A 22,416-nucleotide genomic window follows, 5' to 3' on the forward strand; every position below is an offset into this window, starting at 1 on the left:
GTGATGTCGCCGCAAGCTGCTTAAAGCGCTCTGGTCCATACCAGTTGGGGCAGGGGAACCACTCATGTCGACGCGATATCCCGTTCGAGCCGCGCGCTCGAACCTCAAGAGCTTTTTGCTGGCAGGCGTTGCGGCGCTGGCCGTCGGCGCCCATTCATCGGCCGCGCTCGCGCAGCAGGCCGCCGGTGAAGCGGCCGCCCCCGACGCGGTCGACGAGGTCGTCGTCACCGGCTTCCGCAAGTCGCTGAGCGACGCCCGCGCCATCAAGCGCGACTCGGTGATCCAGAAGGACGCCATCGTCGCGGAGGACATGGCCAAGTTCCCGGAACTGAACCTGGCCGAGTCGCTGCAGCGCCTGCCGGGCGTCCAGATCAACCGCGAAGCCGGCGAAGGCCGTCGCATCTCGCTGCGGGGCCTGGGTCCCGACTTCGCCCGCGTCCAGCTGAACGGCATGGAAGTGCTGGGCAATGTCGACTCGGCGCAGGACAGCCGCGGCCAGCGCTCGCGCGACCGCGCCTTCGACTTCAACATCTTCGCTTCCGAACTGTTCTCGAAGGTCGAGGTCGAGAAGACCTATCAGGCCGCCCAGAACGAAGGCGGCATGGCCGGCACGGTCGGCCTGTTCACCGGCAAGCCGTTCGACTACGCGGCTGGCGGCAAGGGCGCGATCTCGATCAAGGCCGGCACCAACCAGTACACCAAGGACACCCAGCCGCGCGTCGCCGGCCTGTTCAGCTACAACTGGGACAACAAGTTCGGCGCCCTGGTCTCGGTCGCCTACGCCAAGCGCCGCACCACCGAGCAGGGCCACAACACCTACAACTACGACCAGCCCGACGCATCCAAGCTGAAGGACATGGTCGCCGCCGGCCTGGACATCTCCAAGCTGAGCGCCGCCCAGCAGACCAAGTTCCTGTCCGGCGACCTGATCTTCGCCGACGGCAACCGCCTGTCGTCGTGGGACGCCAAGATGGAGCGCCTGGGCGTGACGACCGCGCTGCAATGGAAGCCGGTCGACAACCTGCTGTTCACGCTGGACGCCCTGTACGGCCAGTTCACCACCCACCGCGATGAGCTGCATCTGGCCACGCGTCCGCTGAACTCCGACGGCTCGATCGCGTTCGACGCCCCGGCCGGCGGCGTCTGGCCGGCCGCCTTCCAGAAGGGCTCGGTGATCAACAACCTGGCGTGGGACAAGAACAACTACGTCACCATGACCGACGTCACCGGCACGACGTTCGGCAGCGAGCATCGCCGCTCGCTGAACAAGAACCGCTTCAACCAGATCGCCCTGACCGGCAAGTGGGACGCGACGGACCGCTTCTCGCTAGACGGCCACGTCGGCTACGAGAAGTCGACCTACAAGACGCCCTATGACGACAAGTTGTACATGCGCGCCAAGGGCAACCTGATCGCCAACTACGGCTCGGACGGCCAGTCGGCGGACTTCCAGTATCCGGGCTGGGACCCGACCAACGCCGCCACCTACGCGATGGACTCGTTCTACTACCGTGGCTTCAACAACCAGTCGGAGCTGAAGGAGGGCGTGCTGAACGCCCACTACGAGCTGAACGACATCTTCACGCTGCGAGCGGGCGTGGCCTATCACCGCTTCGTCCAGGGCGGCCGCGACGTGTTCTATGACGACAACGTCAACGGCACCCGCTCGAAGATGCGCGGCACGGCGGTCGGCGACGTCACATCGGTGTTCAAGAACAGCTTCGGTTCGTGGCTGATCGGCGACTACGACAAGGCCTTCGCCAAGTACAAGGAGTACCACCGCTTCGAGCCGAACAAGGACGGCACGGGCGGCGCGCTGCAGGACATCGAGAACGTCTACACGACCACGGAAGAGACGGTGTCCGAGTACGCGCAGGTGGACTGGGACAGCCAGCTGGGCGGCATGCGCTTCCGCGGCAATGTCGGCCTGCGCGGCTATCAGACCGACACCCACAGCACCGGCTGGATCCAGGGCGACAGCTACGCCTATCTGGGCACGACCGACGTGAAGGGCAGCTATGACGGCGTCCTGCCGGCCATGAACGCCGTGCTGGAACTGACGCCCGAAGTGCTGGTGCGCTTCGCCGCCTCGAAGAACCTGAACCGTCCGGGCCTGGGCTCGATGGCGGCCGAGGGCAGCGCGTTCAAGGACGACAGCTCGGGCGAGATCACCGCTTCGCGCGGCAACCCGAACTTGAAGCCCTACAAGGACACCACGCTGGACGTGTCGGTCGAGTACTACTTCGGCAAGGTCGGCCTGCTGTCGGCCAGCGTGTTCCACAAGAGCATCGACAACTTCATCGGCTCGCTGACCCTGGAGAACGTCCCGTTCAGCCAGACGGGCGTGCCGTTCACGACGATCCCGGGCGCGACGGCCAACACCATCGTCTCGGAATTCTCGATGCCCATCAACGTCGAGGGCAAGAAGAAGCTGACGGGCGTCGAACTGGCCGCCCAGACCCAGTTCTCGTTCCTGCCGGCGCCGTTCGACAACCTCGGCGCGGTGGCCAACTACACCTATGTCGACGCCGACGAGGCCCTGACCGGCATCTCGAAGACCAGCTACAACTTCACGCTCTACTACGAGACCGACAACTGGGGCCTGCGCGGCTCGCTCAGCCACCGGGCACGCTGGTACTCGGGACGCAGCGACGACCCGATGAGCGCCAGCACGCGAGGCTTCGAGGGGTCCACCTATGTGGACGCGGCGGCCTTCTACAACATCACCGACAAGCTCCAGTTGTCGGTGGATGCGGTCAACCTCACCAACCAGAAGGACACTCAGTTCTGGGGTCAGAACCGCTACCTCTACAACCAGACCCAAAGTGGCCGGACCTACATGATGGGTCTCAGCTACAAGTTCTGACATGAGCGCACGCTAGGCTGGGCGCCCGTCTCCTTCGCGGAGGCGGGCGCCTTTCCCGTGTTTCCAGGCCGATGATCGTTTCCCACCGCCACCGTTTCATCTTCGCGGCCGTGCCCAAGACCGGCACCCACTCCGTGCGGCAGGCCCTGCGCGAGCACCTGGACGACGCCGACGTCGAGCAGGTGGGCCTGTTCGTCAACAAGCGCTTCCCGTGGGAGGACCTGGCGGCGATCAGGCATGGCCACCTGGCCCTGCGGCAGGTGCGTCCGCACCTCGGCGACGAAGCCTTTGACGGCTATTTCAAGTTCGCCTTCGTGCGGAACCCGTTCGACCGCTTCGTGTCGTACTGCGCCTTCATGCTGCGCGGGGGCGACGATTTCGCCCAGCGGCCGCGTGAGGCGATGAATCATTTCCTGTTCGCTGCCCCGCCAGAGCAGCACATCCTGTTCCAGCCGCAGGCCTCGCTGCTGGTTGATGATGACGGCAAGACTCTGCTGGCCGACGCGGTGGGTCGCGTCGAGGACATGCAGGGCTCGTACGACGCGATCTGCGCGCGGATCGGCATCGCCTCGCGCCCGCTCGACCGGGTCAATGGCAGTACGCACGGCGACTACCGCCAGTACTACGACCAGGCCCTGATCGATGGTGTCGCGGCGCGCTACGCTCTGGATCTCGAGCTGTTCGGCTACGGCTTCGAGGGGCCGCGATGAGCGCGCCCACCGCCAATCCGCGCAAGACCACGACCATCCGTTCGCTCGGCGCGGTCGACATCGACGCCTTGCGCGCCGCCGTGCTGGCGATCCCCGAGGACGTCTGGGCGGCCGAGAACGCCGACAAGCCGAACCGGTTCGAGGCGCTGGGGACGACAAGCCATATCGTCTTCCGCTTCATCGACAGCCCGCGCGACTGGCGCGGCTCGCATGATCGTCCTGCCTGGGGGCATTGGCGCGCGCTGCTGGAGCCGGTGTTGGGGGCGGCGGTCCGCGACTATGGCTATGCGCGCGGCGTCTTTCCCCGGGTGATGCTGGCGCGGATGCCGCCTGGCGGGGTGATCCATCCGCATATCGACGCCAATCCGGCGGCGAAGTGGCCGCACAAGATCCATGTACCGCTGACTACTAATCCCGATGTGGTGAGCTTCTTCGGTGGAGAGGAGCGCTATCTCCCGGTCGGCGAGGCGGTCGAGGTCAACAATCTCGGCCCGCACTGGGTGCGCAACGACGGTGAGACCGACCGCATCCACCTGATCTTCGAATATTATGACGCCGACCAGCCGGACCCGGACTGGCTGGAGCCGTTCCTGGTGGCGACACGGTGAGCGAGCGCGACGTCCTGTTGCGGGAGGCCCAGGCGCTGCGCGCCAGTCAGCGCATGCCGGACGCCTTGGCCGCGCTCGCAAGGCTGGAGGCCCTGCATCCCCGGTTCAGCCGCCTTCATCAGGAGCGCGGCCATTGCCATATCCTGCTGAGAGACGGGGACGCGGCCCTTGAGGCACTGCACGAAGCTGTGCGGCTGAACCCAACCCTGCCGGCCAGCTGGGACATGCTGGAGCAGCTCCACCGGATGCGCGGCGACACCGCCCAGGCGGCTGCTGCGGCCCAGCAACTGGCCGTGCTGAAGCAACTGCCGTCCCAGATCGTCGTGGCCAACAGCTTGCTGGCCGACGGTGACCTGGAGCCGGCCGAAGAGGTCCTTCGAGATTACCTGCGCCAGGACGGCGACAACGTCGGCGCGCTGCGCCTACTGGCCCGGATCCGTCAGGAGCAGGGGGCGCTCGACGAGGCCGAGGCGCTGTTGGCGTCGGTGCTGGAGTACGCGCCGGACTACCATGCCGCCCGCTTCGACTACGCCATGGCGTTGCTGCAAGGCCAGAAGCCGCTGCTGGCGCGCCAGGAGGCCGAACGTTTGCTGGCGGTGGAGCTCGACAACCGCGACTACCTCAAGCACTACGGCGCGGCCTGCGTGGCGTTGGGCGACCACGAGCCTGTCATCGATCTGTACGAGCGACTGCTGACGCAAGCCGCGTCGGACACCGAGATCGCCGACCTGCGCCTCTGGCGAGCCAACGCCCTGAAGGTCACCGGCCGCCAGCCGGAAGCCATCGCCGACTATCGCGCCTCCCTGGCGGCGCGGCGGGACAACGGCGTGGCCTGGTTCAGCCTCGCCAACCTCAAGACCTACCGCTTCACCGACGATGAGGTCGTGGGGATGCAGGCCGTGGCGGCGCGCAACGACCTTCAGGACATGGACCGCGTCTATCTGGCCTTCGCACTGGGCAAGGCGCTTGAAGATCGGGGCGACTATCAGACTTCGTGGCGCTCGTACGAACGCGGCAACGCGGTGCGGCGCACCCTGAGCCGCTGGCGTCCGGAGGTCGCTGAAGCCTGCGCCACGCGGCTGAAGTCGGTGTTCACCGCCGAGGTCTTCGCCGAGCGCGCCGGCTGGGGCGTGGACGATGCCGCGCCGATCTTCGTGCTTGGCCTACCGCGCTCGGGCTCCACCCTGATCGAGCAGATCCTAGCCTCGCACTCGCAGGTCGAGGGCACGCAGGAGCTGACCGAGATCAGCCGCTACGCCGGCGAACTCTGCGGCCGCGATCCGGACTGTGGCCTGCCGCTCGAGCCCGAGGCGCTGCTGGACCTGACGGCGGAGCAGGCGAGGGCGCTGGGCGAGCGGTTCCTGGCCGAGACCCGCACCTACCGCCGCCTGGGCCGGCCGTTCTTCATCGACAAGATGCCGAACAACTTCTGGCACATCGGCCTGATCCAGCTGATCCTGCCGCGCGCCACGATCATCGACGTGCGGCGCGAGCCGATGGCCTGCGGCTTCAGCAATCTCAAGCAGCTGTTCGGCACGACCAATCAGGAATTCACCTACGGCGTTGACGACATCGCCCGCTACTACCGCATCTATCTCGACCTCATGCGGCACTGGGACGAGGTTCTGCCGGGCCGGGTACTGAAGGTCTCGTACGAGGAGATGGTCGATAACCTCGACGGCGGTGTGCGGCGGATGCTGACCCATGCCGGACTGACGTTCGAGCCGGCCTGTTTGGCCTTCCACGAGACCCGGCGCAGCGTGCGTACGCCCAGCTCGGAGCAGGTGCGCCAACCCCTCGGTCGCGAGGGCCTGACGCAGTGGGAAAACTATGTGCCCTGGCTGGAGCCGCTGCGCACCGCGATGGGCGACGCCGTGACCAGCTACAAGGACTGACCGATGCGGCTGTCGCGCCCCTTCTTCCAGCTGCCCGTGCTCTTCGACGTCGCTCGCCTCCAGGCCGAGGTCGCCGCCTTGCCGCCCGAAGCCTGGGTCGCGCACCCGGACCAGGTCCCCGGCAACAGCGCCGCGCGGCTGATCAGCGCCGATGGCGGTGAGAGCGATTCCGTGCACGGACAGATGCTGCCGACCCGCTGGTTGGCCGGCATGCCTTACCTGCAACAGGTGCTGGCCGGCTTCGGCGTCGTCTGGAGCCGCTCGCGGCTGATGCGCCTGGCGCCGGGCGCGACCGTGCCCGAGCACGCCGACATCAACTACCACTGGCACAAGCGTGTGCGGCTGCACATCCCGGTCTTCACCCAGCCGGAGGTGGCCTTCCACTGCGACGGCGAGGCGGTGCAGATGGCCGCCGGCGAGGCCTGGATCTTCGACAACTGGCGCCGCCACCATGTCGAGAACGGCTCCGACCAGACGCGCATCCACCTGGTCGCCGACACCACCGGCACGGCCTCGTTCTGGCAGTTCGCCTGCGGTCCGACGCCGCCGCGCGAGCAGTGGCGGACGGTCGGTTGGGAGCCTCAGGCCAAGCCGCAGCTGTTGACCGAGAACGACCAGCGCTCACCGGTGATGCCGGCCGCCGAGGTCGAGTGGCTGGTCGACGACCTGCGCGCCGAACTGGTGGTCGCGACCGGTGGCGCCGACGTCCGACGGTTCTCGGTGCTGCTGGACAGCTTCATCCTCGACTGGCGTCAGCTCTGCGCGCTGCATGGCGTCGGCGGTAAGGGGCGGTCCGAATTCCTGCGCCTGGCCGCCGCTGTACGCGGGGCCGCCGCATCGCTGGCCGACGGCCTCGTCATGCGCACCAACGGCGCCGGCGCGTTGCTGGTGCTGGAAAAGCGCGTGCTGCAACACTTGGTCGCCGAGGAACCCGCCCGGACCCGTCCGCTGGAGAAGCCGGTCTTCATCATCGCCGCGCCGCGCTCGGGCAGCACGCTGCTGTTCGAGACCCTGGCCTGTTCGCCGGGCTTCAACAGCTTCGGCGGCGAGGCCCACTGGCTGATCGAGGACCACGCTGCGCTGCGCCCCGGCGCGCCGGGCGTGGACTCCAACCGCCTGACCGCAACCGACGCCACGGCGGGCATCAGCGCCGCCATCCGCCAAGTCGCGTTGGATAGACTGCAAGGACCGGCGGGGCAGGCTCCCGCCGACGGTGCGCCTCTACTTGAGAAGACGCCGAAGAACGCCCTGCGCATCCCGTTCCTCAAGAAGCTCTTCCCCGACGCGCGGTTCATCTTCTTGTGGCGGGACCCGCGCGAGAACCTCGGCAGCATCATCGACGCCTGGCAGGCCGGCGGCTGGGTCACCTACAAGGCGCTGCCTGGCTGGGAAGGCCCGTGGTCGTTGCTATTGCCGCCGGGCTGGCAGGCCCTGCGCGGCGCGGCGTTGGAGACGGTCGCCGCCTGGCAGTGGCGCAGCGCCAACCAGACCGCGCTGGAGGACCTCCAGCAACTGCCGCCGGAAGACTGGACCCACGTCGCCTATGACGACTTCCTGGCCGATCCCGAAGGCGTGATGCGCCGCCTCTGCGGCTTCGCGGGCGTGCCGTTCGACGCGGCGCTGCAAGCGCGGGTCGCGGGTCAGTTGCCGCTGTCGCGCCACACCCACACCGCGCCGGCGCTGGACAAGTGGCGTCGCCACGAGGACGCCATCCTGCGCGCGCTACCGGGCGTGGAAGCCTGCTGGCAGAGGCTACGAGCGCTAGACTGAGGTGTCGCGCTCGATCAGCTCGATGAGCAGGTCGCGATAGGTCTCAAAGCCGGCCACCTCAGCGTCGGGGGCCTTGCCGGCCTCGTCATAGCCGCGCAGTTGCAGGGCCGCCTGCGCCGCCGGATCGGCCAGGAAGTCTTCGATCTCGGCGGGGCTCATTGGGCCGCCTTGCAAGGCCAGGCTCTGCAGCGAGGCGGGGCTGAGGCGTTCGAGGTAGTCCGCATCGACCGCCACCCGATAGCGCTTGGCCGCCACGTGCAGGCGGACCGGCTCGGTGACGCCGGGGCCGAAGGCGCGGGCCAGATAGCCGGCGCTGATGTGCTCGTGGCGGGCGTCGATGCCGAGGTCGGCGGCGTTCTCGCCGATCTTCTGCATCATGTGGCCGACGTCGTGCAGCAGGGCGGCGGCGATCAGTTCCGGCGGCGCGCCATCCGCCTTGGCGTGGTGCGCGGTCTGCACCGCGTGCTCCATCTGGCTGACGCCTTCGCCATAGCGCAGGTCGCCCAGGCGGGTGAACAGGTCGGTCAGCTCGGCCACGAAAGCATCGGCCGCAGGGCGAGAGGTCATCGAGTATCCGTGAAATAGAAGGCTTAGAGACGCATCCGGCCGATGCCGGGGTCGGTGCGGCTGGCGCGGCCGGTTTCCAGGTGCCCGGCCAGGCGCTGGGTGAACGAGGGATCGTCGGCCAGGGTCAGGGTCAGGTCGTACCAGTGGTCGCTGCCGCGCAGGTCCCAGACCGAGCGGGCGACGCTCGCGGGTTTCAGCATGACATTCTGGCGGGCCTCGCCCTCTGCCAGCGGATAGTCCTCGGCCATGCGCAGGGTCGCGAGACCCGAACCCGCCAAGCTGACGACTAGGCGTGAACGCGCGTCGGCGGCGACCGTGACGATCGGCTGGGGTTTGGACGTGTCGCCAGCGAAGCGGCGGTAGAAGCCGTTCGGGCCATGGACGGTCAGGTCGTAGGGGCCCGGCGCGCGGCCGGCCTTGTTCCAGTGCCCGGCGGCGTACTTCTGGCCGGCGGCCAGGGTGAAACGCCAGGGGGCGTCGCGGTCGGTGTTGTCGAACACCTGGAACACCGCGCCCGCGCGGCCGGCGTTGACGAGGTCGATCCACAGCGCGCCGTCCGTGACGCGGGCGTCGGCCGACAGGACGTAGGGCAGGGGACGTGCGCCGCGCTGCGGGCCGTCCTGGGCGGAGGCGGCCTGTTTCGCCGGGATCTTCAGGCTCGGCGCGGCCTTGGAACGGGCCACGCGCTGCATGTAGTCGGCGGTGGCCGGCAGGGTCAGGGCCGTCCAGTCCTGGTTCGGCGTGGCGAAGTCGAAGGCCGAGGTCAGGTCGCCGCAGACTGCGCGGCGCCAGTCGCTGATGTTCTCTTCCCGGACGCCGAAGCGCTTTTCCAGGAACTTCAGCGTCGAGGTGTGGTCGAACACCTCCGAGCAGACGAAACCGCCCCGGCTCCAGGGCGAGACGATGATGGCCGGCACGCGGATGCCCAGGCCCAGAGCGTGCGTGCCTTTGTTGGCGCCCTCGGCGTCAGGGCCGTAGGTCTTGGCCTCGCCGGCCACCGAGACCGAGCTCCAGCCCTGTTCGGCGGTCAGCGGCGGCATCGGCGGCTGCATGTGATCGTAGAAGCCGCCGGCCTCGTCGTAGTTGACGATGAAGACGGTCTTGGCGAACACCTCGGGGTGGTCGACCAGGGCCTTGATCAGCTCGGCGCAGACGTGCTCGCCCTTCGAGGGTTCGGCCGAGGGGTGTTCGGAGAGGTCGGCGGCCGTGACGATCCACGACACCTGCGGCAGGCGATCGGCGGCGACGTCGGCGCGGAAGGCCTCGACCAGCTGCACGCCGTCCGAGCGCTTGCGGTCGGGATCGGCCTTGCCTTCGCCCACCCACGAACGGCCGCGCGTATAGAGCTCGGAGTCCTTGGCGCAGGGGCGGAAATTCTTGAACACCGACAGGATGTTGTCGCCGAAGTTGTCGTACTCCTGGTAGACCTTCCAGCTGATCCCGGCCGCCTGCAGGCGCTCGGCATAGGTGGTCCAGTCGTGCGGCCCGTTGGCCATGACCTTGTCTTCGGCCATGTCGGCGCTGGGCGTCTCGTCCTCGCCGTAGTTGCTCATCTCCGGATCGCCGCCGACCTTGCCGCCGCCGTTGCAGCCCGTCCAAAGGTGCAGGCGGTTCGGATAGGTCTGGGTCAGGGTCGAGCAGTGATAGGCGTCGCAGACCGTGAAGGCGCTGGCCAGGGCGTGGTAAAACGGCAGGTCCGAGGCCTTGTAGTAGACCATCCGCTTGTGCAGCTCGCCGGTGTGGCCCCACTGGTCATAGCGGCCGCCGTTGACGATGGTGATCGCCGCCTGGTGGCCCTGGTCGGCGCCGTCGACCGTGTAGGCGTTGGTGACCGAGGCGTCGCCGTGGAACGGAGCGACGAAGCCGTCGGGGTGTTCCTTGGACGGCTGGCGCCAGACCGAGGCCCCGCCGGGCAGGCGCTGCGGGCGCGGATCGCCCAGGCCGCGCACGCCGTTCAGCGCCCCGAAATAGTGATCGAACGAGCGGTTTTCCTGCATGAAGATCACGACGTGCTCGACGTCCATGATCGTGCCGGTGCGGTGGCGGGCCGGGATGGCCATGGCCTTGGCGACAGTGGCGGGCAGCAGGCCGACGGCGGCGCTGGCGGTCGCGGCGGCGCGCAGGAAGGAGCGGCGGTCGGTCGTCATCGGCTCGTCTCTTGAAGTTCGGATTTGGTATAGACCAGATTGCCTAGAGTGTCGGCGAAAGTTTCGTGACATCGCGGTTGCGGGCCAGCGCACTGGGCATTGGTCTGATCCAGTTCCTTGACCCTGGGAGAGCGCCCTCCCATCCTCGCGCCCAGGCGGGATTCGACCGCTGTCCAGGTCGCCCGATGCAGCAGCCCGAAGGTCATCAGTATATCGGCGTGCGCGACGACATCGCCGCGCGCATCGCCGGCGGCGAGTTCAAGCCGGGCGAGCGCCTGCCGTCCGAGCGTCAGCTGCAGGTCGGCGGCGGCGTCGCGCGCGGCACGGTCCGCGAGGCGCTGTTCCAGCTCGAGGCCGAGGGCGTCATCTACCGCAAGGAGCGCAGCGGCTGGTACGTCTCGCCGCCGCCGGTGGTCTATGACCCGACCCGCTGGGAAGGCTTTATGTCATATGTCGAAGCGCAGGGGCGGCGGCCGGAAACCGAGACCCTGAGCAAGACCGAGATCGTCGCCGACGGCATGCTGGCCCAGATCTTCTCGCGTCCGATCGGCGCGCCGATGTACTGGATCCTGCGCCGCCGATCGATCGACGGCCGGGCGGTGCTGCTGGAAAGCATCATCGTCGACGCCGCCCTGGCGCCGGGCCTGATCGAGCACGACCTCAACGGCTCGCTGACCAGCGTCCTGAAGTCGAGCTACGGCATCGGCGTGGCGCGCAACAAGGTCGACATGCGGCCCTGCGCCCTGACCCGCGACGAGGCCGAGGCCCTTGGGGTCAAGTCGGGTCTGCCGGGTCTCAGCCTGGTGCGGGTCTGCTACGACGCCCAGGGTCACGTGGTCGAATTCGACCGCGAATACTGGCGGCACGACGCCCTGACGGTCAGCGTCGATATCCGGGTGCGCTAGGCCTATCCGCCGTCACCGACCTGACATCTACGTGGTATAGACCAGAATGCTCCATTAGGGGGCGTTCCCATGACAACTGGTCCTCAGCGCTGGCTGGAGCGGGCCAACCCGCTGGTCTTCACCCTGTTCGCGGGGCTGGCCGGCTTCTGCGCCTATTTCTCGATGTACGCGTTCCGCAAGCCGTTCGCGGCGGCGACGTTCGGCGCGGTCGAGGGCTGGCACTTCGCGCTCGACTACAAGATCGCCCTCGTCCTGGCCCAGGTCGCCGGCTACGCCCTGTCCAAGATGATCGGGGTCAAGGTGATCTCCGAGATCGCGCCCCGCCATCGCGGCGTCGCCATCCTGGGCCTGATCGGCGTCTCGTGGGTGGCGCTGCTGGCCTTCGCGGTCGTCCCCGCGCCCTGGAACGTCGCGGCCCTGTTCCTCAATGGCCTGCCGCTGGGCATGATCTGGGGGCTGGTATTCGGCTTCATGGAAGGCCGCCGCACCTCGGAAGTGCTGGGCGCGATCCTTTGCGCCAGCTTCATCCTGTCTTCGGGCGTGGTGAAGTCGGTCGGCAAGTGGCTGATGGTCGACCTGCACGTCTCGCCGTTCTGGATGCCGGCCGCCACGGGCGCGATCTTCCTGCCGCTGCTGGCCGTGTCGGTCTGGGCGCTGGTGCAGATGCCGCCGCCCAACGCCGCCGACGAGGCCGCCCGCGTGCGCCGACAGCCGATGGACCTGGCCCAGCGTCGGGCCTTCCTGGCCGTCTACGCGCCGGGCATCGTGCTGCTGGTCCTGGCCTACATCCTGCTGACGGCCCTGCGCGACTTCCGCGACAACTTCGCCGCCGAGATCTGGACGGCCATGGGCTTCGGTGAAGCGTCGGGCGTCTTCACCGCCAGCGAGCTGCCGGTGGCCGTGGTGTCCCTAGCCGTGATGGGCGCGGTGATGCTGGTGCGTGACAACCTGCGGGCCCTGCTGGTCATGCACGGGGTAATCCTGGCCGGCTTCCTGATCCTGGGCGGCTCGACCCTGGCGTTCCAGGCCCATATGCTGACGCCTCTGACCTGGATGATCCTGACCGGCGCGGGGCTCTACATGGCCTATACCCCGTTCAACGCCATGCTGTTCGATCGCATGATCGCCTTCAGCGGCCGGGTCGGCACGGCCGGCTTCCTGATCTATGTGGCCGACGCCTCGGGTTATCTGGGCAGCGTGGCGCTGCTGGTCTGGCGCAACTTCGCCATGGTCGATCTCGACTGGCTGGGCTTCTTCATCGACAGCGTCTACGCGACCAGCGCCGTCGGCGCGGTCTGCACGATCTTCGCGGGCGTCTATTTCCTGCGCCGACGGGAGGCGTGCGCGAGGACGACGTTCTCGGCTCAGACTGTCGAGCCCTGATGTCGGAGCGCTCCTTCGATCTCGCCGTCGTCGGCGCCGGCATCGTCGGCCTTGCCCACGCCCTGGCCGCGGCAAGGTTGGGCAAGCGGGTGGCGGTCATCGATCGCGACGCCCAGGCCAATGGCGCTTCGGTCCGCAACTTCGGTTTCGTGACCGTCACTGGCCAGGCGCGCGGCGAGGTCTGGCGGCGGGCGCGGCGCTCGGCCCAGGTCTGGGGCGAGATCGCCGGCCCGGCCGGCATCGAGATCGTGCAACGCGGCCTGACCATGGTCGCCCGCAGTCCCGAGGCCAAGGCGGTGCTGGAGGCCTTCCTCGAAACCGAGATGGCCGAGGGATGCGCCTGGCGCGACGCCGGTGACCTCGACGACCGGCTGCCGCAACGGGGCGAGGTGCTCGGGGCGCTGACCAGTTCGGTCGACCTGCGGGTGGAATCCCGCACCGCCATCCCGCGTCTTGCCGCCTGGCTGGAAACCGCCCACGGCGTGACCTTCCTGCGCGGCGTCGCCGTGCGTGGCGTCGAGACGGGACGGTTGGAGACCTCGGTCGGCGTCATCCGGGCCGGGACCATCGTGGTCTGCCCCGGCGATGACCTCGTCACCCTGTTCCCGAACGCCTTCGCCGAGGCCGAGGTGACGCGCTGCAAGCTGCAGATGCTGCGCCTGGCCGCGCCGGGTTGGCGGCTGCCGGCCCCGGTGATGTCCGACCTCGGCCTCGTTCGCTACCTGGGCTACGCCGCCTTGCCGGAAGCGGCCGCGGTGCGCGCGCGATTGGAGGCCGAGCAGGCCGCCCACCTGGAGCACGGCGTCCACCTGATCGTGGCTCAGAGCGCAGACGGCTCGCTGGTGGTCGGCGACAGTCACCACTACGCCGCCACGCCCGATCCCTTCTCCCGTGAGGACGTCGACGCCCTGATCCTGGACGAGTTTGCCCAGGTGTTCGGCCAGGCTCCGCCGCCGGTGCTGGAGCGCTGGACCGGCACCTACGCCTCGGCCGCCGGCCACAGCCTGATCGAAGCGCCGTTGCCGCGCGTGCGTCTGGTGACGGTGACCAGCGGCACGGGCGCCTCCACCGCCTTCGGCCTGGCCGAGGACGTGATCGCCGGACTTTACCCAGGAGCCGCCGCATGACCCGCAGTCCAATCCAGGCCGTCGTCTTCGACTGGGCCGGCACCATGATCGACTTCGGTTGCCGCGCGCCTGTCATGGCCTTGCGCGAAGTGTTTGCCGAGGCGGGGATCGAGATTTCCGAGGCCGAGGCCCGCGCCGACATGGGCAAGGCCAAGCGCGATCACGTGCAGGCCCTGCTGGCCATGCCGCGCATCGCCGGCCTCTGGACGGAGCGCCACGGCGCGGCCTCCACCGAGGCCGATGTCGATCGCCTGCACGACGCCGTCGAGCCCAAGATGCGCGCCGCCGCCCGCGACTGCGCTCAGCTGATCCCCGGCGCGGCCGACCTCGTCGCCGACCTGCGGGCGCGCGGCGTGAAGATCGGCTCGACCACCGGCTACACCCGCCCGATGATGGCCGACATCCTGCCGTTGGCGGCGGAACAGGGCTACGCGCCCGACGCCGTGGTCTGCGCCGGCGAGACGGCGGCGGGACGGCCTTCGCCGCTGATGATGTGGAAAGCCCTGGTCGAGCTGGGCGCCTGGCCGGCCCGCGCCTGCGTCAAGGTCGATGACGCCGTCGTCGGTATCGGCGAGGGCCTGGAGGCCGGCGCCTGGACGGTAGGCCTGTCGGCCTCGGGCAACGGCGTGGGTCTGTCGCAAGACGAGCTGGCTGGACTGCCGGAGACGGAGCGCGCCGCTCGGATCGAAGCCTCCGCCAAGGCCCTGCGCGACGCCGGCGCCCACTACGTGGTCGAGAGCGTCGCCGAACTTGGCCCTGTTCTGACCGAGATCGAGGCGCGGATCGAACGCGGCGAGCAGCCCAAATAGAGTCAATTTTCGTCCGTTCCGCGATCATCCTGGGAATCGTCGGAGCGATCGTCTAGGCCGCCCCCGCAATGGCGTCCGACCTGCGCCTTGCCCGCTCCACGACGTCCGTCGCGTGGCGGTCTTAATGTTCCCGTCACGGTTGTTGATGCTGTATCGCATCACGCTGTTCGCTCAAAATGGGGATGGCATCTCATAGGTCGGCTTCTCGGGGGAGAGTGGCTGTGCGGAATTCATCGAGCCAAGCCATGACGCGTGTCGATCGTCTGGCGAGCCTGACTTCGGCCCTGGCCCAGCTGAACAGCCGAATCCGCGCCGAGAGCGCCGATGTCGCCACCGCCTTGGCTCTGCGCGAGCGCTTCCTGCCCGCCTTGCCGGCGCTGGACGAGACGCGGGCCGCGATCATCGCCCAGCTGGGCCGGGGCCGGGTTTCCAACGAGACGCTGCTGACCCTGTACGGCGCGCTGGGCGAGCTGTCCGAAGCCCTGAACTCGCCCTTGCCGGAGCAGGTGGTCGTCCCGTTGTCGCGGCAGGCCGATCGCCTGGCCCAACAGCGCGCCGAGCGGTTGGACGCCAGCGCCCGCAAAATGCTGGGCGCGATCGGCAAGGCCTTGGCGGCCGGGTCGAGCGCGGCGGTGCTGGTCGCGACGCCGGTCTCCGCCAGCCTGTCGAACAATCCCGCGTCGACCAATTTCGCGGTCCCGGACATGGCGATGGCCCTGGCGCCCAAGCCGGCCGTGCCCGTTGTGACGGTCAAGAACCAGGCCAGCGGCGGCAGCGGTGGCGGCGCCTGGTCGGATGGCGACAACGGCGACAGCTCCGCCAACCTGACGCGCAGCATCAATGACCCGAACCACGCCATCGTGGCGACCGGCGAGCCGGGCATCTTGATCAGCACGCGCGCCGGTTACGGCGGCAAGGGCGGCAACGCGGGCGTCGGCGGCAGCGGCGGCGACGGCGGCTGGGGCGGCCGTGGCGGGACCGTGACGCTGGACGCCCTGATCGACATCGTGACCAGCGGCGACGACGCTCATGGCATCGTGGCGATCAGCGCCGGCGGCGGCGGCGGCAACGGCGGCAACTTCGCTGTGGGCGTCGGCTCGGCCGGCGACGGCGGCCAGGGCGGTCCGGGCGGGGCGGTCAGCGTTCACTACGGGGCCAGCAGCATCGTCACCAGCGGCGTCCGCTCGGACGGTATCTTCGCCTCCAGCGTCGGCGGCCCAGGCGGCAGCGCCGGTAGCTGCGATGTCGCCATCTGCGGCAGCAGCGGCGGCGGCAACAGCGCGATCGGCGGGACGGTGTCGGTCTATACCGAGGCCGGCGCGTCGATCGCGGTGAACGGCGACTTCTCCAAGGGCATCCGCGCCGCCAGCCTGGGCGGGTTTGGCGGCAATGGCGGCGACTCCTATTTCGCGGCCGGCTACGCCTCGAACGGCGGCAGCGCCGGCGACGGCGGCCAGGTCGTGGTGACCAACAACGGCCTGATCGTCACCCACGGGGTCAATAGCGACGCCATCTTCGCCCAGAGCGTGGGCGGCGGCGGCGGCGATGGCGGCGACAGCGGCATCAGCATCTTCTCGCTGGGCGGTGGCGGTTCGCACGGCGGGGCCGGCGGCTCGGTCTCGGTCACCAACGGCAAGACCGGGGCCATCGAGACCTGGAACAAGTATTCGCGCGGCATCCTGGCCCAGTCGATCGGCGGCAGCGGCGGTTCGGGCGGCTCGGCCTCCAGCCTGGTGTCGATCGGCGGCAACGGCAGCGGCACGTCCAACGGCGGTGAGGTCACGGTCAAGAACGACGGCGCGATCGTCACCCACGGCGAAGGCTCGCAAGCCATCTTCGCCGAGAGCGTCGGCGGCGGCGGCGGTGACGGCGGCGGCGCGGCGGGCCTGGCGGCGGTCGGCGGCATCGGCGGCGGTGGCGGCGACTCCAAGACGGTCACGGTCGGCAACACCGGCTCCCTGAGCACCAGCGGCGCGGACGCCTCGGCCATCTACGCCCAGAGCGTGGGCGGCGGCGGCGGCGACGGCGGCGGTACGGGCGGCATGATCTCGATCGGCGGCTCGGGCGGCGACGGCGGCAAGGGCGGGGTGGTCGACATCGGCAACAGCGGCCAGATCCGCACCACCGGCGATCGCTCGATCGGCGTCTTCGCCCAGAGCGTGGGCGGTGGCGGCGGCAACGGCGGCGGCGCGGCCAGCGTCGGGGCCTTCCTGAACATCTCGGTCGGCGGCACGGGCGGCAAGGGCGGCGACGGCGACATCGTCACGGTCAAGGCCGACACCGGCAGCGACATCCGCACGGCCGGCGAGCGCGCGTCGGCGATCTTCGCCCAGTCGGTCGGCGGCGGCGGCGGCAACGGCGGCTACGGCGCCGGGGCGGCGGTCGGGGCCTTCGGCGCGCTCAGCATCGCGGTCGGCGGCTCGGGCGGCGACGGTGGCGACGGCAAGGCCGTGACAATCGACACCAAGGGCTATCTGGAGACCATCGGCGCGGACTCGCAGGGCGTCTTCGCCCAGAGCGTCGGCGGTAGCGGCGGCAATGGCGGCTTCGCGGTCGCCGCGGCCCTGGCCGGCGGCAAGGTCGCCGTGTCCGGCGCGGTCGCCGTGGGCGGCGCGGGCGCGGGAGCGGGCGATGGCGACAAGGTCTCCGTGACCAATGCCGCCAACATTAACACAACCGGTGACCGCTCCAGCGGCCTGCACGCACAGAGTGTCGGCGGCGGCGGCGGCCATGGCGGTTGGAGCGGCGCGATCGCCGGGGCGGGCGGCGTCGTGGCCGGCGCGATCTCGGTCTCGGTCGGCGGCTCGGCCGGCGGCGGCGGCGCTGGCGGCGTGGTCGATCTGAAGAACACGGGTGGCATCACTACCAAGGGCGAGGACTCCTACGGCATCCTCGCGCAGTCGGTGGGCGGCGGCGGCGGCACGGGCGGCTTCTCGGTCAGCGCGGCGGTCGGCGGCGGCAAGACGGCCGGCGGCGCCAGCCTGGCGCTGGGCGGTTCCGGCGGTGACGGCGGCAGCGCCAAGGGCGTCACGGTCGACAGCCAGGGCACGATCCTCACCGGCGGTGACCGGGCGGTCGGCATCCTGGCCCAGAGCCTGGGCGGCGGCGGCGGCGCGGGCGGCTGGAGCGGCGGCCTGGCGGTCGGCGTGGGTAGCAACGCCGGCTCGGCCTCGGTCACGATCGGCGGCTCGGGCGGCAAGGGCGGCGACGGCCTGATGGTTGGCGTCGACAGCGGCAGCAACATCGCCACCACGGGCGACGGCGCCCACGCCATCTTCGCCCAGAGCGTGGGCGGCGGCGGCGGCTCGGGCGGCTTCTCGCTCTCCGGCGCTCTGTCGGCGGGCGCGCAGAACAGCCTGGCCCTGAACGCCAGCATCGGCGGCAGTGGCGGCGTCGGCGGCGTCTCCAACGACGTCAAGGTCGAGGCCTCGGGCGCGACCTGGACCACAGGTGACGGCAGCCACGGCGTCTTCGCCCAAAGCGTGGGTGGCGGCGGCGGCGACGGCGGTTGGGCCGGCCGGCTGACCGGCGCGGTCGGCGCGAACAAGAGCGTCACCCTGGGCGTCAGCCTGGGCGGGCAGGGCGGTTCGGGCGGCGGCAGCGGCGATGTCGAGGTCGACATCATCGGCGACATCCTGACCGAGGGCGACGCGTCGCACGGCGTCTTCGCCCAGTCGGTGGGCGGCGGCGGCGGCACGGGCGGCTTCACGATCGCGGCCAATCTCGGGGCGACCAAGGCCGTCAATATCGGCCTGGCCCTAGGCGGCAGCGGCGGCGGCGCGGGCATGGCCGGCGACGTCCATGTCACCACCACCAAGACCATCAACACCAAGGGCGACGGCGCGATTGGCGTCTTCGCCCAGAGCGTGGGCGGCGGCGGCGGCTCGGGCGGTTCGGCCGGAAACATCGCCATGTCCGGCAGCCAGTCGGTCAATGTCACCGCCAGCATGGGCGGCTTCGGCGGCAACGGCGCGACCGGCGGTTATGTCGAGGTCGACAACATGGGCGCCATCTGGACGGTCGGCGAGCTGTCGCACGGCATCCAGGCCCAGTCGATCGGTGGCGGCGGCGGGCACGGCGGCGTCACCGGCCTCGATAAGGACGAGTTCGCCGACTACGCGTTCGGCGGCAGCGGCTCGGTCTCGTTCGGCGACCGCAGCCAGAACATCTCCATCGCCATGGGCGGCTCGGGCGGCAAGGGCAATCACGGCGGCGAGGTCAAGGTCATCAACTCGGGCGCGATCCGCACCGACGGCGCGCAGAGCAATGTGATCTTCGCCCAGAGCGTGGGCGGCGGCGGCGGCGACGGCGGCATCGCCACCTCGGTGTCCGGCGCGGTGGGCGCGGGCAAGAACGGCGTCTACTCGATCGCCATGGGCGGCTTCGGCGGCGTCGCGGGCAATGGCGGCAAGGTGACGGTGCAGAACACCGGCATGCTGCTGTCCAACGCCGACGGCAGCCACGGCGTCATGGCCCAGTCGGTGGGCGGCGGCGGCGGCGCGGGCGGCGACGCCCGGGGCTTCGCCCTGGCCTTCTCGAACACCAAGTCGAAGGGCTCGACGTCGGTGTCCGTCTCGCTGGGCGGCTATGGCGGCGCGGCCGGCGACGGCGGCGAGGTCACGGTCGACAATGACGGCGCCATCCAGACGATCGGAGCCCGTTCGTTCGGCGTCATGGCCCAGTCGGTGGGCGGCGGCGGCGGGGCCGGCGGCTCGGTCTCCGACGAAGGCGAGGAAATCCCCAACATCCTCGACCTGATCAACAAGGGCCAGGGCAAGGCCGCGCAGATCGCCATCGGCGGCAGCGGAGCCGCGGCCGGCGACGGCGGCTTCGTCCGCGTGCTGAACGACGGCATGATCCACACGATCGGCGAGGGCAGTCACGCCGTCTTCGCCCAGTCGGTGGGCGGCGGCGGCGGCCTGGGCGGCTCGGGCCTGGCCGGCGAGGTCAGCGTCGGCGGCCAGGGCGCGGCGGCCGGCGACGGCGGCGAGGTCTATGTCGTCAACAAGGGCCAGATCGTCACCGAAGGCGACATGGCCCGCGGCGTCTACGCCCAGTCGATCGGCGGCGGCGGCGGGGTCGGCGGCGCGACCGACGCCGAGAGCGAGGACAAGGAACGCGACGGCTACGCGGCGACCATGACCACGGTCGGCAACCTGACGGCCACGGCCGAGTTCGCCAAGTCGCTGAAGGAGCCCGCCTTCGGGATCGGCATCGGCGGCATGGGCGGCGCGGCCGGTAACGGCGGCAAGGTCACGGTGATCAACGAGGGCAAGATCGAGACCTTCGGCGTCAACGCCAACGGCATCTTCGCCCAGTCGGTGGGCGGCGGCGGCGGCCAGGGCGGCGAAGGCATCATGTCGGCCGTCGGCCAGGTGGTGTTCTCCGGGCTCGGCGGGTCGGCCGGCGACGGCGGCGAGGTGATCGTCACCAACAAGGGCGACATCGTCACCCACGGGGCGGGGGCCACCGGCATCTTCGCCCAGAGCGTGGGCGGCGGCGGCGGCCTGGCCGGCGACTATTCGCTGGGCCTGGCCTCGTGGGGCAACACCACGGCCTTTGGCGGCCAGAACTACAGCGACATCCTCGATTTGCAGCTGAACCCGATCCACGCCAATGGCGGGAACGGCGGCGACGTGACGGTGACCAACACCGGCAATATCACGGTCACCGGCACGGGCGCGGTCGGCATCTTCGCCCAGTCGGTCGGCGGTGGCGGCGGCCTGTTCGGCGGCAAGCTGCTGCTGGGCTTCATCGGCTCGATGGAAGGCGTCGGCGAGGGCGGCAAGGTCACTGTCGTCCAGAACGGCAATGTCATCGTCGGCGGCAAGAACGGCATCGGCGCGGTCTTCCAGAGCGCCTCCAAGGACGGCAACGACGACATCACCGTCACCCTGAACGGCGACGTGAAGGGCGGCTCGGTCTACGGCATGGGCGTCCTGATGGACGGGGGCAAGAACAACACCCTGACCCTGAACGGCGTGACCTGGTCGGATTCCAAGCTGGCCGTCACCGGCACCGGCGGCAACGACGCGGTGATCAGCAACAAGGGCCTGGTCGGCAATGTCGACCTGGGCTTGGGCGTCAACAGCGTCACCAACAACAGCAAGTCGTTCTTCGTCTCGCTGGACTACGTGAAGCTCAATGGCGGCGCGTTGGTGAACCATGGCCTGCTCAGCCCCGGCGACGCGGGCACGGTGCAGACCACGACCGTCCAGGGCAGCTTCACCCAGTCTGCCACCGGCAACATGCTGACCGACCTCGATCTGCTCCGCACCGGCAAGTCGGGCGAGATCGACCAGTTGAAGGTCAGCGGCCCGATCGACATCAAGGGCGCGTTCACGCTCAACATCCTGAACCCGGGCTATGCGCTCCCGGGCTCGCATACCGTCACGATCCTGGACGGTTCCAGCACGCTGACCCAGTCGGGCGTGACGCTGAACAAGCCGATCTCGGCCGTGGCCAGCTTCGCCCTGGCGGCGACCAGCCAGGACCTGAACCTCAAATACGACATCGACTTCTCGCCGACCGGCCTGAACCGCAACCAGACGGCGCTGGGCGACCACATCAACGCCATCCAGACGGCCGGCAGCTCGCCGACCTTCGCGCCGGTGACGGCGGAGCTGTTCTACGTGCCGACGGTCCCGGCTCTGGCCAAGTTCTACGACAGCTACTCGCCGCAGGCCTATGCCGCGCAGCAGGCGGGCCAGATCTTCGCCAGCCAGCAGTTCGCGGACTCGATGTTCAGCTGCCCGAAGACCAGCGAGGGGGTCGCCTTCTCGGAGCGCGGCTGCGTGTGGGTCAAGCCGGCCGCGCGCTGGCTGAAGCTGTCGGGGACCTCGGCGGCCCTAGCCTATAACGAGCACTCGACCGGCCTGTCGAGCGGCTTCGAGGCGGCGGTCGGCGACAACGCCTGGCGGGTCGGCGGCGCGCTGTCGGCCGAGGACGTGGGCGGCGGCGTCAACAATTTCACGAACGCCGACGGCCAGCGCTATCAGGCCGGCCTGGTGGTCAAGCGCGACCCGAACCACGGCTTCGGCGCGGGCCTGGCGATCCAGGGCGGCAAGTCCGACATGGACACGCGTCGCCTGGTCTACTTGCCGGCCTCGCCCTCGCGCCTGGCCAAGGCGACGCAGAAGATGGACTTCATGGCGGCCACCGCCCGCGTCTCGTACCGCTGGGGTTCGGACCGCGCCTACGTCAAGCCGATGGCCGAAGCCAGCGCGGTGAAGGTCGAGACCAAGGCCTTCACCGAGACCGGGTCCGGAGCGCTGGACCTGGTCGCGCCGAAGCAGAAGGACACCTATGCCCGCGCCAGCGTCAAGCTCGAGGCGGGGACCGAGTTCCAGGCGGGCGGCGCCGCCATCCGGCCCTATGGCCGAGTGGGCGCGACCGTCTCGTCGGACGCCAAGGCGGCGCTGTTCGCGGCGGCGTTCCAAGGCGCGCCGGCGGCGGCCGCCGGCGGTTTCACGGTCAATCCGGGTCTCGACAAGACCACCCTGGACACCGAGCTGGGCGTGTCGGTCGTCGGTCGCGGGGCCAGCGGCCGCCTGGCCTGGACCGGCCAATTCGGCGACCGGACCGACAACCAGACCCTGTCGCTGAAGATCGCGATCCCGTTCTAGGCGA

At 69.6% G+C, this 22,416-nt stretch carries 12 protein-coding genes; 10 read left to right on the forward strand and 2 right to left on the reverse strand.

All coding sequences use genetic code 11. The features are described from left to right. The first annotated feature begins 64 nt into the window (after window positions 1–64). From AC07NI_RS04715 to AC07NI_RS04735, 5 genes are all read left to right on the forward strand, one after another. Entirely contained in the window at window positions 65–2,866 is a 2,802-nt protein-coding gene (locus AC07NI_RS04715) for a TonB-dependent receptor (RefSeq protein WP_494616536.1), read from the forward strand. 71 nt (window positions 2,867–2,937) lie between these two features. Further along, a complete protein-coding gene (locus AC07NI_RS04720) occupies window positions 2,938–3,576 on the forward strand; it encodes a sulfotransferase family 2 domain-containing protein (protein WP_494616539.1) in 639 nt (212 codons plus the stop codon). Beyond that, on the forward strand, window positions 3,573–4,184 hold the full coding sequence (locus AC07NI_RS04725; protein ID WP_494616540.1) for an aspartyl/asparaginyl beta-hydroxylase domain-containing protein: 612 nt from the start codon (window positions 3,573–3,575) through the stop codon (window positions 4,182–4,184). The genes AC07NI_RS04720 and AC07NI_RS04725 overlap by 4 nt, the downstream gene beginning before the upstream one ends. Continuing rightward, a complete protein-coding gene (locus AC07NI_RS04730) occupies window positions 4,181–6,079 on the forward strand; it encodes a tetratricopeptide repeat-containing sulfotransferase family protein (RefSeq protein ID WP_494616541.1) in 1,899 nt (632 codons plus the stop codon). The genes AC07NI_RS04725 and AC07NI_RS04730 overlap by 4 nt, the downstream gene beginning before the upstream one ends. Before the next feature lie 3 nt (window positions 6,080–6,082). After that, window positions 6,083–7,849, forward strand: coding sequence for a sulfotransferase (locus AC07NI_RS04735; protein ID WP_494616543.1), 1,767 nt, complete (start codon window positions 6,083–6,085; stop codon window positions 7,847–7,849). On the opposite strand, the gene AC07NI_RS04740 is transcribed toward AC07NI_RS04735, so the two are convergent. Further along, entirely contained in the window at window positions 7,841–8,416 is a 576-nt protein-coding gene (locus AC07NI_RS04740) for an HD domain-containing protein (RefSeq protein ID WP_494616544.1), read from the reverse strand. The two genes, AC07NI_RS04735 and AC07NI_RS04740, sit on opposite strands and share 9 nt — an antisense overlap. Before the next feature lie 23 nt (window positions 8,417–8,439). Then, window positions 8,440–10,563 (reverse strand): phosphocholine-specific phospholipase C, encoded by a 2,124-nt coding sequence (locus AC07NI_RS04745; RefSeq protein ID WP_494616545.1) that lies wholly within the window; start codon window positions 10,561–10,563, stop codon window positions 8,440–8,442. Between the two features lie 185 nt (window positions 10,564–10,748). On the opposite strand from AC07NI_RS04745, the gene AC07NI_RS04750 reads away from it, so the two are divergent. From AC07NI_RS04750 to AC07NI_RS04770, 5 genes are all read left to right on the forward strand, one after another. Then, window positions 10,749–11,468 carry a UTRA domain-containing protein gene (locus AC07NI_RS04750; RefSeq protein ID WP_494616546.1) on the forward strand — a complete coding sequence of 240 codons (720 nt, stop codon included), beginning with the start codon at window positions 10,749–10,751 and terminating at the stop codon, window positions 11,466–11,468. Between the two features lie 69 nt (window positions 11,469–11,537). Then, the gene (locus AC07NI_RS04755; protein ID WP_494616547.1) at window positions 11,538–12,851 is read left to right on the forward strand and encodes a DUF5690 family protein; all 1,314 of its coding nucleotides are present in this window, start codon (window positions 11,538–11,540) and stop codon (window positions 12,849–12,851) included. Further along, window positions 12,851–13,978, forward strand: coding sequence for a TIGR03364 family FAD-dependent oxidoreductase (locus AC07NI_RS04760; RefSeq protein ID WP_494616548.1), 1,128 nt, complete (start codon window positions 12,851–12,853; stop codon window positions 13,976–13,978). Before AC07NI_RS04755 ends, AC07NI_RS04760 begins: the two co-directional genes overlap by 1 nt. After that, window positions 13,975–14,787, forward strand: coding sequence for a phosphonoacetaldehyde hydrolase (phnX, locus tag AC07NI_RS04765; RefSeq protein ID WP_494616549.1), 813 nt, complete (start codon window positions 13,975–13,977; stop codon window positions 14,785–14,787). The genes AC07NI_RS04760 and phnX overlap by 4 nt, the downstream gene beginning before the upstream one ends. 245 nt (window positions 14,788–15,032) lie before the next feature. Further along, window positions 15,033–22,412, forward strand: a complete 7,380-nt coding sequence (locus tag AC07NI_RS04770) for a hypothetical protein (protein ID WP_494616550.1) — start codon at window positions 15,033–15,035, stop codon at window positions 22,410–22,412. Window positions 22,413–22,416: the final 4 nt, after the last annotated feature.

This window comes from Caulobacter sp. GW821-FHT10E02, assembly GCF_059415225.1.